General features: G+C 72.8%; 11 protein-coding genes and 1 pseudogene. 7 read left to right on the top strand and 5 right to left on the bottom strand.

Features of this window, described 5'->3' with window-relative positions; all coding sequences use genetic code 11:
* Positions 1 to 874: pseudogene (locus tag TU30_RS06350) on the top strand (transposase); the annotation flags it as partial.
* A 157-nt stretch (positions 875 to 1,031) separates the two neighbouring features.
* Here the strand turns inward: TU30_RS06350 and TU30_RS06345 are convergent.
* Positions 1,032 to 2,867, bottom strand: a complete 1,836-nt coding sequence (locus tag TU30_RS06345) for a phosphoenolpyruvate carboxykinase (GTP) (RefSeq protein WP_042165559.1) — start codon at positions 2,865 to 2,867, stop codon at positions 1,032 to 1,034.
* A gap of 365 nt (positions 2,868 to 3,232) precedes the next feature.
* Here TU30_RS06345 and TU30_RS06340 point away from each other — a divergent pair, with 365 nt between their 5' ends.
* Entirely contained in the window at positions 3,233 to 3,964 is a 732-nt protein-coding gene (locus TU30_RS06340; RefSeq protein ID WP_042165556.1) for a hemolysin III family protein, read from the top strand.
* 220 nt (positions 3,965 to 4,184) lie between these two features.
* Positions 4,185 to 4,916 carry a Mut7-C RNAse domain-containing protein gene (locus tag TU30_RS06335; protein ID WP_042165554.1) on the top strand — a complete coding sequence of 244 codons (732 nt, stop codon included), beginning with the start codon at positions 4,185 to 4,187 and terminating at the stop codon, positions 4,914 to 4,916.
* Positions 4,917 to 4,935: 19 nt separating this feature from the next.
* Here TU30_RS06335 and TU30_RS06330 read toward each other — a convergent pair whose 3' ends face one another.
* Positions 4,936 to 6,975, bottom strand: a complete 2,040-nt coding sequence (locus TU30_RS06330) for a thioredoxin domain-containing protein (RefSeq protein WP_042165551.1) — start codon at positions 6,973 to 6,975, stop codon at positions 4,936 to 4,938.
* 296 nt (positions 6,976 to 7,271) lie between these two features.
* Here TU30_RS06330 and TU30_RS06325 point away from each other — a divergent pair, with 296 nt between their 5' ends.
* Positions 7,272 to 10,490, top strand: a complete 3,219-nt coding sequence (locus TU30_RS06325; RefSeq protein ID WP_042165549.1) for a tetratricopeptide repeat protein — start codon at positions 7,272 to 7,274, stop codon at positions 10,488 to 10,490.
* A 463-nt stretch (positions 10,491 to 10,953) separates the two neighbouring features.
* Here the strand turns inward: TU30_RS06325 and TU30_RS06320 are convergent, their stop codons facing one another.
* Both TU30_RS06320 and mca read right to left on the bottom strand, forming a co-directional pair.
* A complete protein-coding gene (locus tag TU30_RS06320; protein WP_176726241.1) occupies positions 10,954 to 11,211 on the bottom strand; it encodes a hypothetical protein in 258 nt (85 codons plus the stop codon).
* Positions 11,204 to 12,085 carry a mycothiol conjugate amidase Mca gene (gene mca / locus TU30_RS06315; protein WP_042165543.1) on the bottom strand — a complete coding sequence of 294 codons (882 nt, stop codon included), beginning with the start codon at positions 12,083 to 12,085 and terminating at the stop codon, positions 11,204 to 11,206. The genes TU30_RS06320 and mca overlap by 8 nt, the downstream gene beginning before the upstream one ends.
* A gap of 228 nt (positions 12,086 to 12,313) precedes the next feature.
* Here mca and TU30_RS06310 point away from each other — a divergent pair, with 228 nt between their 5' ends.
* Positions 12,314 to 12,712 carry a DUF4307 domain-containing protein gene (locus TU30_RS06310; RefSeq protein ID WP_042165540.1) on the top strand — a complete coding sequence of 133 codons (399 nt, stop codon included), beginning with the start codon at positions 12,314 to 12,316 and terminating at the stop codon, positions 12,710 to 12,712.
* A gap of 179 nt (positions 12,713 to 12,891) precedes the next feature.
* Positions 12,892 to 13,389, top strand: a complete 498-nt coding sequence (gene greA, locus TU30_RS06305; protein ID WP_042165536.1) for a transcription elongation factor GreA — start codon at positions 12,892 to 12,894, stop codon at positions 13,387 to 13,389.
* Between the two features lie 178 nt (positions 13,390 to 13,567).
* Here the strand turns inward: greA and ilvA are convergent, their stop codons facing one another.
* Positions 13,568 to 14,797 carry a threonine ammonia-lyase gene (ilvA, locus tag TU30_RS06300; protein ID WP_042165533.1) on the bottom strand — a complete coding sequence of 410 codons (1,230 nt, stop codon included), beginning with the start codon at positions 14,795 to 14,797 and terminating at the stop codon, positions 13,568 to 13,570.
* Positions 14,798 to 14,959: 162 nt separating this feature from the next.
* Between ilvA and TU30_RS06295 the strand changes: the two genes are divergently transcribed.
* Positions 14,960 to 15,466 carry a MarR family winged helix-turn-helix transcriptional regulator gene (locus TU30_RS06295; RefSeq protein ID WP_042165530.1) on the top strand — a complete coding sequence of 169 codons (507 nt, stop codon included), beginning with the start codon at positions 14,960 to 14,962 and terminating at the stop codon, positions 15,464 to 15,466.
* Positions 15,467 to 15,592 lie beyond the last annotated feature (126 nt).

Genomic DNA, 15,592 nt, shown 5'->3' with positions numbered 1-15,592 from the left:
ACCGGGCGCGTTGCGCCTGGTTACCCCCTATGACATCGAGGCCAGGGGCAGTGTCGAACGGGACACTCCGTGGGACGGGTACAAGGCCCACCTGACCGAGACCTGCGAGCCGGAGGTGCCGAACCTGATCACGAACGTGGTCACCACCCTTGCCACCGTCCACGACAGTGTGACGGTTCCCGAGATCCATGACGCGTTGGCCGTGCGGGACCGTCTGCCCGGTGAGCACTGGGCCGATGCCGGACATCCCACCGCCGGCCAGGTCGTCGCCGCCCGACGGGAGCACGGCGTCGTCCTGCACGGGCCGATGGCCGCCGACACCGCCGCGTCGGCCGACGGCTCCTTCGGACAGGACGCCTTCACCATCGACTGGGACCGCGAACGGGTGACCTGCCCGAACGGTGTCGTCAGTACGCAGTGGGCCGAGCGGCGTTCCCAGCAGAACCTGCCCGTCATCCGGGTCCGCTTCAGCCCGGCCGACTGCCGTCCCTGCCCTCACCTGCGTGACTGCGTCAACTCACCCTCGCCACGACGCCGCGAGCTCAACCTCCGGCAGAGCCGCGACGGACACGAAACCGTCCGCACGGCCCGGGCCGAGCAGCGAACCGATGCCCGGAAGGAGAGGTACAAGACCCGTGCCGGTGTCGAGGACACCATCCCACAGGCCGTCGGACACTGCGGCCTGCGCAGACCCCGCTACCAAGGCCTCGCGAAGACCAGCCTCCAGCACCAGCTCACCGGCGCCGCGACCAACCTCGCCCGCATCGACGCCCACCTCACCGACACACCCCGAGCCCGCACCCGCACCCGCACCCGCCACTTCGCAGCACTTCGCCCCGCCGATCAAACGATCGACGGGGCGAAGCAGGCAGGCCCCGGATCAACCAACAGCATCGCCGTTGTGCGGGGCCTCGCCGGTCTGTGGTGCCTTCACCGCGGCCGGCCGTGACGACGGTGCTGGTCAGGGCGCGATCGGAGCCGGCCGCGGCGTCTTGGGGGGTCCTCCGCGGCGGGAGGGCCGGCGGGCGGGATCAGCCCAGGCGCCGCACCAGGGCGTGGTACTGGTCCCACAGCTCCTTGGGCGTGTGGTCGCCGAAGGTGTTGAGGTGCTCGGGGACCAGCGCGGCCTCCTCGCGCCACACGTCCTTGTCGACGGTGAGGAGGAAGTCCAGGTCGGACTCGGACAGGTCGAGGCCGTCGGTGTCCAGCGCACCCTTGGCCGGCAGGACGCCGATCGGGGTCTCGACGCCGTCCGCCGTGCCCGCCAGGCGTTCCACGATCCACTTCAGGACGCGGCTGTTCTCGCCGAAGCCGGGCCAGACGAAGGTGCCCTCGTCGTTCTTGCGGAACCAGTTGACGTAGTAGATCTTCGGGAGCTCGGACGGGTCCTTGTCCTTCGCCACGTCGATCCAGTGGCCCATGTAGTCGCCCATGTTGTAGCCGCAGAACGGCAGCATGGCGAACGGGTCGCGGCGCAGTTCGCCAACCTTGCCCTCGGCGGCGGCGGTCTTCTCGGAGGCCACGTTGGCGCCGAGGAAGACGCCGTGGTTCCAGTCGAAGGACTCCGTCACCAGGGGGACGGCGGTGGCGCGGCGCCCGCCGAAGAGGATCGCGGAGATCGGCACGCCCCTGGGGTCCTCCCACTCGGGCGCGATGATCGGGCACTGGGCGGCGGGCGTGGTGAAGCGGGCGTTGGGGTGGGCGGCCGGGCGGTATCCGTCTTCCCGGGCCGACTCGGGCGTCCAGTCGTTGCCCCTCCAGTCGGTCAGGTGGGCCGGGGTCTCCTCGGTCATGCCCTCCCACCACACGTCGCCGTCGTCGGTGAGGGCGACGTTGGTGAAGATCGAGTTGCCCCACAGGGTCTTCATGGCGTTGGCGTTGGTGTGCTCGCCGGTGCCGGGCGCGACGCCGAAGAAGCCGGCCTCGGGGTTGATCGCGTAGAGGCGGCCGTCCTCGCCGAACCGCATCCAGGCGATGTCGTCTCCGATCGTCTCGACGGTCCAGCCGGAGATCGTGGGCTCCAGCATGGCGAGGTTGGTCTTGCCGCAGGCGCTCGGGAAGGCCGCGGCGACGTACCTGGGCTCCCCCTGCGGCGGGGTCAGCTTGAGGATCAGCATGTGCTCGGCGAGCCAGCCCTCGTCGCGGGCCATGACGGAGGCGATGCGCAGGGCGTAGCACTTCTTGCCGAGCAGGGCGTTGCCGCCGTAGCCGGAGCCGTAGGACCAGATCTCGCGGTCCTCGGGGAAGTGCGAGATGTACTTGGTCCGGTTGCAGGGCCAGGGCACGTCCTCCTGCCCGGGCTCCAGGGGGGCGCCGACGGAGTGCACGGCCCTGACGAAGAAGCCGTCGTCGCCGAGCTCGTCCAGGACGTCCTGACCCATGCGGGTCATGGTGCGCATGGAGACGGCGACGTACGCGGAGTCGGTGATCTCGACGCCGATCGCCGACAGCGGTGAGCCGAGGGGGCCCATGCAGAAGGGCACGACGTACATCGTGCGGCCCTTCATGGAGCCGCGGAAGACGCCCTTCTCACCGGTGAAGATCTCCCGCATCTCGCCGGGGGCCTTCCAGTGGTTGGTGGGCCCGGCGTCCTCCTCCTTCTCGGAGCAGATGAAGGTGCGGTCCTCGACGCGGGCGACGTCGCCGGGGTCGGAGGCCGCGTAGTAGGAGTTGGGGCGCTTGATCGGGTCGAGCCTGCGGAACGTGCCCCGGTCGACCAGTTCCTCGCTCAGCCCCTGGTACTCGGCCTCGGAACCGTCGCACCAGACCACGTGGTCCGGCTGGGTCAGCTCGGCGATCTCGTCGACCCAGGAGATGAGTCCCTGGTGGGTGGTGGGGACGCCGGGAGCCGCGATGTCGCGCGCCACGATTGCTCCTAAGTGAGGGTTCTTGGTCTGGAGGGCCCCGTGGGGGCTGCGGCCCGGATGCTTCACGGTGGAGCCTTGGGCGCTCATCCGGTGTCGACCGCACTCATTTGATCCTCCGACGCGAGCGCCCATCTGTCCAGGGGGTCTCACATGTGAGCAGAGTGACGAGGGCCACGGTTTCCGGGGAGGACATGCGCACACGCCGGGTTTCTTTACGCGCACGTTGCGTTCACCGGGTCTTCTTTTTACCGGTATGCACCTCGGGATGTACTGACGAGTAGGCCACGTGAGATCATGACCACTTCACGGGGGCCGACCCGCTGGACCGATTCGTAACTTACGGTTCCGTAGGTACGATTGCAGTCATGACAGCGTTCGTCCCCGACGCCTCCGACTCGCCCGACGCGCCCGCGGCCCGGCCGGCCGAAGGCCGCGGCCCGGTCCCGACGTCCCTCCCGCACCCGGTCAAACCCAAGCTCCGCGGCTGGCTGCACCTGGGCATGTTCCCCGCCGTCCTGGTCGCCGGGCTGGTGCTCGTCGCCCTCGCCGACTCGACCCGGGGCCGCGTCGCCTGCGCGGTCTTCGCGCTGACGGCCTGCCTGCTGTTCGGAGTGAGCGCCCTGTACCACCGGGGCGACTGGAGCCCGCGCATGGACGGCGTGCTCCGCCGTCTCGACCACGCGAACATCTTCCTGATCATCGCCGGCACCTACACGCCGCTCACCATGCTGCTCCTGCCGGAGGCGAAGGGGCGGTGGCTGCTGTGGGGCATCTGGGCGGCGGCCCTCGCCGGGATCGCCTTCCGGGTGTTCTGGGTGGGCGCCCCACGCTGGCTCTACACCCCGTGCTACATCGCGATGGGCTGGGCCGCCGTCTTCTACCTCCCCGACTTCATGCGCAGCGGCGGCGTCGCCGTCCTGGTCCTGGTGATCGTGGGCGGCGTGCTCTACAGCGCGGGCGGAGTGATCTACGGCCTCAAGAAGCCCAACCCGTCACCGCGCTGGTTCGGCTTCCACGAGGTCTTCCACTCCCTCACCCTGGCCGCCTTCATCGCCCACTACGTGGGCATCTCCCTGGTGGCCTACCAGCACGGATGAGCCGGGGCGCCCCGGAGTCCGTCCGGCGGACCGAGCCAAGGACACGGGATCCGGCACGCCCTACGGCGCCGTACCGCCCAGCGCACCGACCCCGCTCGCCCCAGCCGGACAGGCCCCGCCGGCCGCCTCCGGCCCGGTCCTCCGCCCCGGCACCAGGGCCCCGTGCCGGGGCGGCCGGAAATCCCGCGGCCCCGGGCCGCGCACATGACATCCTGGCCCGGTGAACGGTCCCGAGATCCATGTCGAGTTCGCCCCCGACCTGCTCGTCTTCGTCCCCCGGGCACGCACCACCGGCGCCCTGAAGGCCCCGTCCGACGGCGTCTCCGCCCTCGGCCACCTCGTCGAGTCCCTCGGCGTCCCGCTGACCGAGGTCGGCGCGCTGCTCGTGGACGGCCGCGAGGTGGCCGTCTCGCACCTCCCGGCCGCGGGCGAGTCGGTCACCGTCCGCCCCGTCGCCCACCCCCAGCGCGTACCCGGCGCCCCGCTCCGCTTCCTCCTCGACGTCCACCTCGGCACACTGGCCCGCCGGCTGCGGCTGCTGGGCGTGGACACGGCCTACGAGTCGACGGACATCGGCGATCCGGCCCTGGCCGCCCGGTCCGCGGCCGAGAAGCGGGTGATGCTCAGCCGCGACCGCGGGCTGCTGCGCCGCCGGGAACTGTGGGCCGGCGCGTTCGTCTACAGCACCGGGCCCGACGAGCAGCTGCCGTACGTCCTGGACCGGTTCCGGCCCGAGCTGCGCCCCTGGACCCGCTGCACCGCCTGCAACGGGCTGCTCCGCGCCGCCACCAAGGACGAGGTCGCCGACCAGCTGAAGAGCGGCACGCACCGCTCGTACGACGTGTTCGCCCAGTGCGGCGACTGCGGCCGCGCCTACTGGCGGGGCGCGCACCACGACCAGCTGGAGGCGATCGTGGAAAGCGCGCTGAGCCGGGTCGCCCGGGGAAACTGAGCGACCCGGCTCCGCCGCCTCAGCCGCCCAGGGCCGCGCCCAGCCGGGCGGGATCGGTCGTCGGCGCGTCACAGGTGAAGTTGCGGCAGACGTACGCCGCCGGTTCGCCGCCCACCAGGGGCCGGTCGGCCAGCAGCGGGAACTCGTCGCTCCCCGGCGTCCCGAGGGCGATCACCGCACCCGGGGCGGTGCCCAGAAGCGCCGTACGGTGCAGGGCCGTCGTGGCCGGGTCGTCGGGCGGACCGACCACCGCGACCTCCCGCGGCCCGTCCAGCGCCGCCTCGGCGACCGCGAGCCCCCAGCCGACGAACCGCGGCACCCGCGGACCGAGCGTCCTCACCACTCCCAACGCCCTTTCCGCGGCGGTGCGGTGGGGCTCGGAGCCGGTCTGCGCCGCGTACCCGAGCAGCGCGCCCGCGGCGGCCGTCCAGCCGGACGGAACGGCGTTGTCGGTCGGGTCCTGCGGGCGACGGATGAGCCGCTCGGCGTCGGACGCCGTGTCGTACAGGGTGCCCGACCCGGCGTCGGCGAAGCGGGCCAGCACGTGGTCGAGCAGCAGCCCGGCGAATTCCAGCCACACCCCCTCCCCGGTCACCGAGGCCAGCGCGAGGAAGCCCTCGGCGACGTCGGCGTAGTCCTCCAGGACGCCCGCGTTGCCGCCGACACGGCCGTCCTTGCTGGTCCGGGCGATCCGGGCGTGGTCGTCGAGGTGCACGCGGACCAGCAGGTCGGCGGCGCCGACCGCGGCCTCGGTCAGGTCCGGCCGGTCGAAGTAGGCGCCGGTCTCGGCGAGCGCGGCGATCGCCAGCCCGTTCCAGGCGGCGACGACCTTGTCGTCCCGGCCGGGGGCGGGACGCGCCCCGCGCGCCGCGAGCAGCCGCTCCCTGATCCCGTCGGGGCCGGCGATCCGGCCGGCGTCGAACACCTCGTCCTGCTGCGGAAGCCGGAGCACGGAGGCACCCTCCTCGAAGGTGCCCTCCTCGGTCACCCCGAAGTACCGCACGGCGAGTTCGGCATCCTCCGCCCCGAGCGCCTCACGCAACTGCGCGGGCGTCCAGACGTAGTACGCCCCCTCGACGTGCCGCCCCGTCCCGTCGTCGCTGTCGGCATCCAGCGCGGACGCGAACCCGCCCTCGGGCGTGCGCAGTTCGCGCACCATGAAGTCGGCGGTCTCCAGCGCGACCCGGCGCGCGAGCCCGGACCCGGTGGACCGCCAGAGATGGGCGTAGACGCGGCACAGCAGGGCGTTGTCATAGAGCATCTTCTCGAAGTGCGGCACCACCCAGTCCCGGTCGACGGAGTAGCGGGCGAAGCCACCGCCGAGCTGGTCGTAGATGCCGCCACGGGCCATCCGCTCGGCGGTGTCCCCCGCCATCTGGAGAGCGCCCTCGGCGCCGGTGCGGGCGTGGTGCCTGAGCAGGAACTCGAGCACCATGGACGGCGGGAACTTCGGCGCCCCGCCGAATCCGCCGCGCTGCGGGTCGTACTCCCTGGTCAGGCCGAGCAGCGCCTGCGCCTGCTGTTCCTCGCCGGGCAGCCGCGCGTCGCCGTAGGAGATCTCCCGCCCCGCCAGGTCCCGCACGATCTTCCCGGCGACCTCGGCGACCTCGTCCCGGCGCTCGGCCCAGGCCTGGTGCACACCCTGGAGCAGCTGCCGGAAGGACGGCATGCCCTGGCGGGGCTCGGGCGGGAAGTAGGTGCCGAAGTAGAAGGGCTCGGCGTCCGGAGTGAGGAACACCGTCATCGGCCAGCCGCCCTGCCCGGTCGCCGCCTGCACGGCCTCCATGTAGACCGCGTCCACGTCGGGCCGCTCCTCCCGGTCCACCTTGACGCTCACGAAGCGCGCGTTCAGATAGTCGGCGGTCGCCCGGTCCTCGAACGACTCGTGCGCCATGACGTGGCACCAGTGGCAGCTCGCGTACCCGACGCTCAGCAGGACGGGCACGTCGCGCTCACGTGCCTCGGCGAAGGCTTCGTCCGACCAGGGCCACCAGTCGACGGGGTTGTCGGCGTGCTGAAGGAGGTAGGGGGACGTCTCGTGGGCCAGTCGGTTCGGCATGGTTCCATCCTGCCCCAGTACCGGCACCGCACCGTCGTACCGATGCGCCCCGCCGCCGTCCGTGACCCGGATGTCGGCCGCGCGGGCGTCCGTCGCTCAGGCGTCCGTCGCTCGGGCGTCCGTCGCCCGGATGTCCGTCGCCCGGGCGGCGCCCTGTCTCCCTCTCCCCAAGGTAGGGCGTGCGCAGGACACCTGGGCCACGCATAACCGGCAGGGGTCTCGGGGAGGGGACGGGAGGGACCCGAGGACAGCCGGGCACACCGGGTGCGGACGAGGCCGCCGGAGGGGGACGTGGCATGCGGGACAGTCATCGTGCGGACGCCGAGCGGTTGCTGGCGCGGGCTGTGGAGGAAGAGGTGCGCCGCTCGGGCGGGCGCACCGACGGAAAGGTGCTGCTGTCCCGGGCGCGCGGCGCCATGGACGCGATGGCGGGGACGGCCGCCGAGGAGTACGAGGCGTACACCCGTGCCCTGGACGACGCGGCGGCCGGGCAGCTCACCTTCGGCCAGCGGTACGCCCGTGAGGGTGCCGGGACGCCGCTGCTCGTGGCCGGGGTGGCCGGGGCGGCGGCCGTGGTCGCCGACCTCCTCCTCGGCACCGGGACCGGGACGGCGCTCGGCGCGGGTGTGGCCGTCGGGGTGGCCGGGGCGGCGGCGACCGTGGTGAAGGTCGCGGGCGTGCATGTGCCCGCCGCCCACCACCGGGCCGGCGCGGTGAGCCAGCCGGGCGGGCCCGAGCAGCTGCGGCTGCAGTGGCTGACGGCGCTGGAGGTGCGCGGGGTCCGGCCGTTCCTGGACCAGCAACGGATGCTGGCCGCGTCCACGGGGCCCCAGCAGAAGGGGCCTCGGCTGCGCGGCACGGACAAGAGCGCGGCGGCCCGCGGCCGCAGCGTGCTCGAGCAGTCGTTCGGGCAGCTGCCCGAGCCGGTGGGGGCGTTCGCCGGGCGCCGGCGGGAGATGGCGCAGATCCGGCAGTGGGTGCGGGCCGCGCGCGCGGCCACCGAGACCGTGCCGACGGTGGTGGTGCTGCACGGGGCGCCCGGCAGCGGCCGGACCACGCTCGCGGTGCGCGCCACGCACGACCTGAAGGACTACTTCCGCGGTGCCTGCGTGGTCGATCTGCGCGCCGACAGCCCCGGCGAGACGCCGCTGTCGACCCGGGACGCGCTGCTGCACCTGCTGAACCGGCTGGGGGCGCCCCGCGAGCAGTTGCTGTTCCGTGAGCGGTCCTCGCCCGACCAGCAGGTCGGGCGGCTGAGCGAGCTGTACCACCAGCATGTGACGGGCATGCCGGTGACGGTCGTCCTCGACGACGCCGCGGACCCGCAGCAGGTCCGTACCCTGCTGCCGGAGCGTTCCGACAGCCTGGTCCTGGTGACCTCCCGCGCGCCGCTCGGCCTGCCCGACGACCTGCCGGCCCGGGTGTACCAGTTGCCGGTGGAGGCGCTGGACGCCGCGGGTTCGGAGGAGCTGCTGTCGTCCGCGGCGCAGGACTCCTCCGAGCCGTACGACGCCGAGTCGGCCGACCTCGTCCGGGAGCTGTGCGGCGGGCTGCCGCTGGCGCTGCGGATCGCCGGTTCGTCGCTGGGCGCGCGCTCGCCGCGTGCGCTGGCCTCGGACCTGAGCGCGTACGGCCCGGTCGACCCGGTCGAGCGTGCCCTGTGGCTGCGCTACACCGACCAGCCGGACACGCTGCGGCGGCTGCTGCGCCGGCTGGCGCTGGCGGGCCGGGTCTCGCTGGGTGCCGCCGCGGCGGCCGCGGTGCTCGGCACCGACGAGGCCGAGGCGCGGCGGCACCTGGAGGCGTTGTCCCGGGCCGGTCTGATCACCCCGGTGCGGCAGGGCCGCTACCGGCTGCACGACCTCGTGCGCGCCTTCGCGCTGGCCCGTCTCCTCGACGAGGAGGACCCGGCCGAGCGTGCGGCGGCGCAGGAGCGGCTGATCGTGAACTACGCCGAGCTGGCCGATTCGGTGCTGCGCCTGGTCGACGGGAACATGTCGACCCGCTCGGACCGCTTCGGCCCGTACGGCTTCACGTCGCTGGACGAGGCGCTGCGCTGGCTGGACGACGAGTCGAGCTTCATCACGGCGGCGCTGCGGCACGCGGAGGGTGTGGACCAGAGGGCGGTGCTGAACCTCCTCGGCGCGTTGTGCGACTACTGCCTGCTGCGCGGCGACCTGTACCGGCTCGGGGAGATCAGTGAGCTGGCGCAGGCCGTGGACGAGGGGCTGCTGGTGCGTTCGGTGCAGTGGCGTACCGGTATCGCGGCGCGTCAGCTCGGTGAGCTGGACACGGCGCGGACGACTCTGACCTCGGTGGTCGACCTGTACCGGGAGGCGCATCACGACGCGGGGGCCGCGCGGGCGCTGACCTCGCTGGGCATCACGCTGCACCACCAGGGCAACCTGACGGAGGCGTCGGCGCGGCTGCGGGAGGCGATGGACCTGCAGTCCGCGCCCCGGCTGGCCACCGACCGGGCGTGGACGATGCACGCGCTGGCGGCGGTGGAGCGCGACCGGGCCCGGCTGGCCGAGGCCCTGGAGCTGCTCACCGGGTCGCTGGTGCTGCACCGGGCGGGCGAGTCCGTGCACGGCCAGGCGTGGGCGCACTTCCAGCTCGGCCAGCTGCACCTGCGGACGGGCGACGTCCCGCGCGCCGAGACGGAGCTGCGCACCGCGCTCGAGCTGTACGGCCGTACCCGTGACGCCCGCGGGGAGGCCTGGGCGCTGACCCAGCTGGCGCGGGCCCTGCTGGTCGCCGGGGACGCCTCACCGGCGGTGGAGGACCTGCGGCGGGCCGCCGCCCGGCACCGGGACAACGAGGACGCCCGCGGGGAGGCGTGGACGCTGTACTACCTGGGCCAGGCGCTGGAGGAGACCGGGGACCTGGACCGGGCGGTGCGCGAGCTGGAGCGGTCCCGCACCATGTTCTCCCGGATGCGGGACGTGTACGGGCTGGCCTGTGCTCGGCACCACTCGGCCCGGGTGACCCGCGACCAGCGGGCCGCGCGGACCGGCTCGCTGCGCAACTCCGGCTTCGCCCGTCAGCTGCTGGTCGACGCCCGCGCGGACTTCCAGCGCATCGGGGTGGCCCACGGTGAGGCGTGGACCTGCCTGGAGCTGGCGGTCGTCGACGCCGGCAACGCCCGTACGCAGCAGGCGCTGGCCCTGTGCGACGAGGCGGCGGCGCTGTTCGCATCCTACGGGGACCGGCGCGGGGAGGACTGGGCCCGGTTCCTGCGCTGCACCCTGCTGCCGTACGCGGCCCCCGGCGGTACGGAGGTCGGTACGGCGGTGGCCCTGGAGGAGCTGGCCCAGCTCGGCCGGACCGCGCACGCCGCCCGCGACGGCAAGCTGGGCGACTACGTGGACGCCTACCGGCTGCTGCTGGAGCGGGGGGCGAGCCTGGAGGCGGGCTGGCAGGCCTGGCGCCTGGGCATGGTCCCCAGCCGTCACGCGCGCGAGGTGATGGGGGTGGCCGTGGGCTCGCAGACGCGGGGCGGCCCGGCGGGATGACGGTGGGCCCGGTGCGGTGACACGAACGCCTCTGCTCACCGGGCGCGGGGCGGGCCGGGCCGGCGGCGGACAGCGTGCCGAGACGGCCGCCCGAAACGGACCGGCGGAGCCCCCACCGGAAGGCCGCGCCAGCGGACGGCGGGAGAAGCCCGGACGGCGGGGCGGGCCGGACCGGCGGAGCCCCGGCCGGAAGACCGCGCCAGCGGACGGCGGGAGAAGCCCGGACGGCAGGGTGGGGCGGCGGCAGGAGGGGCCGGCGGCGGACAGCGTGCCGAGACGGCCGCCCGAAACGGACCGGCGGAGCCCCCACCGGAAGGCCGCGCCAGCGGACGGCGGGAGAAGCCCGGACGGCGGGGCGGGCGCCCGGGTGACGCGGGTCACCGTGTGACGCGCGCGGCCCTGCGGGGCGCAGCCGCCCGCGCGTGCTGCCGCGTAGCCCTCCGCCACCGGAGGGCTACGCGGATCAGCTCTGCTTCCTGCCCGCCGCGCCGGCGGCCGGCTGCCCGGTGTTCCCGGGTTCCGCCGCCCGGGGCCCCGACTCGGCGAAGTCGACCCGGTTCATGTGCCGGCTCATCGACTTCATCAGGCCCCAGACCGCCAGGGCCATCACCGCGAACACGATGAAGCCGAGGACACCGGGGGTGACCTTGTCCTCGTCGAGCTCGGCGAGGGTGACCAGGTGGCTCATTGCCAGGTGTGCGCTTGCGCTCATGTCAGGCATTGTCGCGGATGCCCGCGAAGAGGTCGTCCTCGGGGAGGGAGGTGTCGACGAGGGACTTCGCCAGCTCGTACTCCTCGGTGGGCCAGACCTCCTTCTGGATGTCCATCGGAACCCGGAACCAGCCGCCGTCGGGGTCGATCTGTGTGGCGTGCGCGACCAGGGCCTTGTCACGGATCTCGAAGAAGTCCGCGCACGGGACGTACGTGGTGAGGGTGCGCTCCTTGCGCTCGAACTCCGACCAGCGCTTGAGCCAGTCCCCGTACGGCGACTCCAGGCCGCGGTCCAGCAGCGCCTGGTGCAGCGTCTCGGTGCGGGGGCGGTTGAAACCCTGGTTGTAGTAGACCTTCAGCGGCTGGAAGGCCGGGCCGAACTCGTCCTCCGGGTACGCCTTGGTGTCCGCCGCGCCCTCGAAGGCCACCATCGTGATCTTGTGGGTCATGATGTGGTCGGGGTGCGGGTAGCCGCCGTTCTCGTCGTAGGTGGTGATCACCTGGGGACGGAACGCGCGGATCCTCCGCACCAGCTCCCCGGCCGCCGTGTCCACGTCCTGAAGGGCGAAGCAGCCCTCGGGCAGCGGGGGCAGCGGGTCGCCCTCGGGCAGGCCGGAGTCGACGAAGCCGAGCCATTCCTGCTTCACCCCGAGGATCTCCCGGGCCTCGTCCATCTCCTTCCTGCGCACCTCGTGGATGTTCTCCTCGATGTACGGGTCGCCCTGCAGTCTGGGGTTGAGGATGGAGCCGCGCTCCCCGCCCGTGCAGGTCACGACCAGCACGTCCACCCCCTCGGACACGTACTTCGCCATGGTGGCCGCGCCCTTGCTCGACTCGTCGTCGGGGTGGGCGTGCACGGCCATCAGTCGCAGCTGGTCAGTCAAGACTCATTCCTCAAGTCGGCAAGTCGTCAGGCGCCCCGCGCACCCGGCGCGCGATACCGCCGGCGGCCGTCCCGTGGAGGTAGGTGTTCCCCGGGCGTCCCGGTGGGGTGGCGGTCGGGCGGTGGGCGGAAGGCTTCTATAGTGACCGAAGCCGGGGACGAATAATTCCGGAGTCCGCCTCCGGGACTTCCCGAAAGTACGCGTCCCGTTCCTGCCGAGGAGACGACCATGAGTACGGCGAGCACGCGACCGCCCGAGAGCCGTTACGGCCGCTCCTCGGACGAACGCGCGGACCGCACTCTCCAGATCGTCGGTGCGGGTCTGGCCGCGGTCGTGCTCGCCCTGTTCGGCTGGTTCGGTTACCACTACGTCGTCCAGAACGAGATCAGCGGTGAGCTGATCTCCTTCGACGTCTCGAAGACCGAGGTGCGGGTGCGTCTGGAGGTCCACAAGGACGCCGGCGTCGAGGGCTACTGCACGGTGCGGTCGCAGGCCGGCGACGGTGCCGAGGTGGGTCGCGCCGACTTCCGCTTCGGCGGGGACGACACCCGCGTCGACAGGGTCGTCACGCTGCGCACGACGTCCCCGGGCACCTCGGCCGAGCTCCTCGGCTGCCACGCCGACTAGGACCTGTCCGGATGTTGTGGCAAATGCAGCGCCGCTGACCTGCGGGAACAGGATTCTGGTGGCTTATGTCCTCCCCCTTCCACCGCTGAATTGTTAGGCTCGTGGTTTCGCCCATCCGTGGAAGAACATCCTTCAGGGAGGGCGAGCTTTGCATCCCCACGTACCTACGAGGAGCACCAGTGACCCAGACCAGCGAGAACGTCACCTGGCTGACCCAGGAGGCGTACAACAAGCTCAAGGACGAGCTTGAGTACCTTACTGGTCCCGCGCGTACGGAGATCTCCGCCAAGATCGCCGCCGCGCGCGAGGAGGGCGACCTGCGGGAGAACGGCGGGTACCACGCGGCCAAGGAGGAGCAGGGCAAGCAGGAGCTCCGCGTGCGGCAGCTCACCCAGCTCCTCGAGAGCGCCAAGGTCGGTGAGGCGCCGGCGGCCGACGGTTCGGTGGCGCCCGGCATGGTCGTCACGATCGCCTTCGACGGCGACGAGGACGACACGCTGACCTTCCTCCTCGCCTCGCGGGAATACGCGAGCGGGGACATCGAGACGTACTCACCGCAGTCCCCGCTGGGTGCCGGGGTCAACGGCCACAAGGTCGGCGAGGAGGCGGAGTACGAGCTGCCGAACGGCAGGAAGGCCTCGGTGAAGATCCTCAAGGCCGAGCCGTACGACGGCTGACTCCAGCCGGCTCCGTCCTGCGCGTCCGCACGACCGGGACTCCGCACGACCAAAACTCCGTGTGCCGGGACCCCGCACGCCGGACTCCGTACGCGGCGCGCCCCCGACCGGCCCCCGGCGGCTCTCCCCGACAGGGAGACTGCCGGGGGTTTCGTCGTGCCGCCCGGCCGGGCCGGGGTCAGTCGATGACCGTGTAGCCCGCGTCGCGCAGGATCCGGTCGACCTCGGCGCGGTGCGCCGGGCCCTTCGTCTCGAGGTGCACCTCGACCTCCACCTCCGTGAGCCCGAGCCGGGGGTCGGTCCGTACGTGGCTCACGTCGAGGACGTTGGCGTCGGCCACCGACAGGGCCCCGAGAAGCGTCGCGAGGGCGCCCGGCCGGTCCGGCAGGCGCAGCCGTACGGCCAGGTAGCGGCCCTGCGCGGCCATGCCGTGCCGCAGCACCCGCTCCATCAGCACCGGGTCGACGTTGCCACCGGACAGCACGGCGACGACCGGCCCGTCGAAGGCATCGGGGCGGCTCAGCAGCGCCGCGACCGGGCTCGCCCCGGCCGGCTCCACGACCAGCTTGGCCCGCTCCAGGCACAGCAGCAGCGCGGCCGACAGTTCGCCCTCGGTGACGGTGCGGACCTCGTCGACCAGCTCGCCGACGATCCCGAACGGCACGTCGCCGGGCCGTCCCACCTTGATGCCGTCGGCCATCGTCGCCGGGGCGCGCACCGACACCGGGTGCCCGGCCGCCAGCGAGGGCGGATACGCGGCCGCGCCCTCCGCCTGCACCCCGATGATCCGTACGTCCGGCCGCAGCGCCTTCACCGCGACCGCGATCCCGGCGGCCAGCCCGCCGCCGCCGATACCGACGACGACCGTGCGCACCTCCGGGCACTGCTCCAGGATCTCCAGACCCACGGTGCCCTGGCCGGCGATGATGTCGGGGTGGTCGAAGGGGTGGATGAGCACGGCACCCGTGTCGGCCGCGTACTCCTCGGCGGCGGCCAGCACCTCGTCGACCACCTGGCCGTGCAGGCGCACCTCGGCTCCGTACTCCCGGGTGGCGCTGATCTTCGGCAGCGGGGCGCCCTTCGGCATGAACACCGTCGAATCCACCCCGAGCAGCGAGGACGCGAGCGCGACGCCCTGCGCGTGGTTTCCGGCACTCGCGGCGACGACGCCGGCGGCGCGCTGCTCCGGCAGCAACCCGGCGATCCGGACGTACGCGCCGCGCAACTTGAACGAACCCGTCCGCTGGAGGTTCTCGCACTTCAGGTGTACCGGGGTGCCCACCGTGCGGGACAGGTGCCTGCTGCTCTCCATCGCGGTCGTCCGGGCAACGCCCTGGAGCGTCTTCCGGGCACCGCGTACGTCATCGAGGGTGACGGTGCGCAAGGAGTCAGCCGTGCCGTAGCTCATGACTCCAGCATCGCAGTTCACGGGAGACGGGCGGACGCGGTGACCAACGGGCGGACGCGGCTTTGCGAAGCGTCGCTACGGCCCGCCTCCGGCCGCGTACCCTGTCCCCCAATTAGCAGCCCTTCACGAAGTGAGCCTCCGGCCATGCCCACAACACCTGACATGTCGATGGACATGACGACCGTCGGTGACCCCGGCCTCCTCGAAAAGCTGCAGCACGAGGTGGCGCTGTTCGCCCGCCGCGCCGAACAGACCCGGCTCGGCGGTGTCGGCCAGGTGCGCAACTCCATGGACCGCGCCGCCTATCTGCTGCTCAACCGCCTGGACAACGAAGGCCCGATGGGGGTCAAGGCGCTCGCCGCGAGCATGGGCATCGACTCGTCGACGGTCACCCGCCAGGTGGCCCCGCTGGTGGACACCGGTCTGGTGAAACGCACCTCGCACCCCGAGGACGGCCGGGCGGTGGTGCTCCAGCTGTCTCCGCGCGGGCAGTCGCGTCTGGAGGAGGTCCGTTCCTCACGACGTCGGTTGATGGCCGAACTGACGGAGGACTGGGAGCAGGAGGAGCGAGAGGCGTTCTGCGCGCTCCTCACGCGCTTCAACAGCGCGCTGTCCGCCCGGATGGCGGCACCGGCCCTGCCGGGGCAGGACGAACAGCCGGCCTCCTGAGCTCCCGGGCCGCGTCGTACGGCCGGCCGAGCGGTGCGCGGCGGGCCGGCCGAGCGGTGCGCGCCGCGTGCGGGCGCGGCTTCGGGGTGGAGCCGCCGCCGAGGGCGGCCCCACCCCGTCGACCCG

It is taken from the genome of Streptomyces sp. NBRC 110035 (assembly GCF_000829695.1).
GTDB lineage: Bacteria > Actinomycetota > Actinomycetes > Streptomycetales > Streptomycetaceae > Streptomyces.
This window is presented reverse-complemented; position numbering and strand designations above follow the sequence as displayed.

Bases quoted from the DNA above. Each gene is read 5' to 3' on its own strand.
- TU30_RS06340 (WP_042165556.1), top strand. From the start codon at position 3,233: ATGACAGCGTTCGTCCCCGACGCCTCCGACTCGCCCGACGCGCCCGCG.
- TU30_RS06310 (WP_042165540.1), top strand. From the start codon at position 12,314: ATGAGTACGGCGAGCACGCGACCGCCCGAGAGCCGTTACGGCCGCTCC.
- ilvA (WP_042165533.1), bottom strand. From the start codon at position 14,797: ATGAGCTACGGCACGGCTGACTCCTTGCGCACCGTCACCCTCGATGAC.
- TU30_RS06325 (WP_042165549.1), top strand. From the start codon at position 7,272: ATGCGGGACAGTCATCGTGCGGACGCCGAGCGGTTGCTGGCGCGGGCT.
- TU30_RS06295 (WP_042165530.1), top strand. From the start codon at position 14,960: ATGTCGATGGACATGACGACCGTCGGTGACCCCGGCCTCCTCGAAAAG.
- TU30_RS06330 (WP_042165551.1), bottom strand. From the start codon at position 6,975: ATGCCGAACCGACTGGCCCACGAGACGTCCCCCTACCTCCTTCAGCAC.
- TU30_RS06320 (WP_176726241.1), bottom strand. From the start codon at position 11,211: ATGCCTGACATGAGCGCAAGCGCACACCTGGCAATGAGCCACCTGGTC.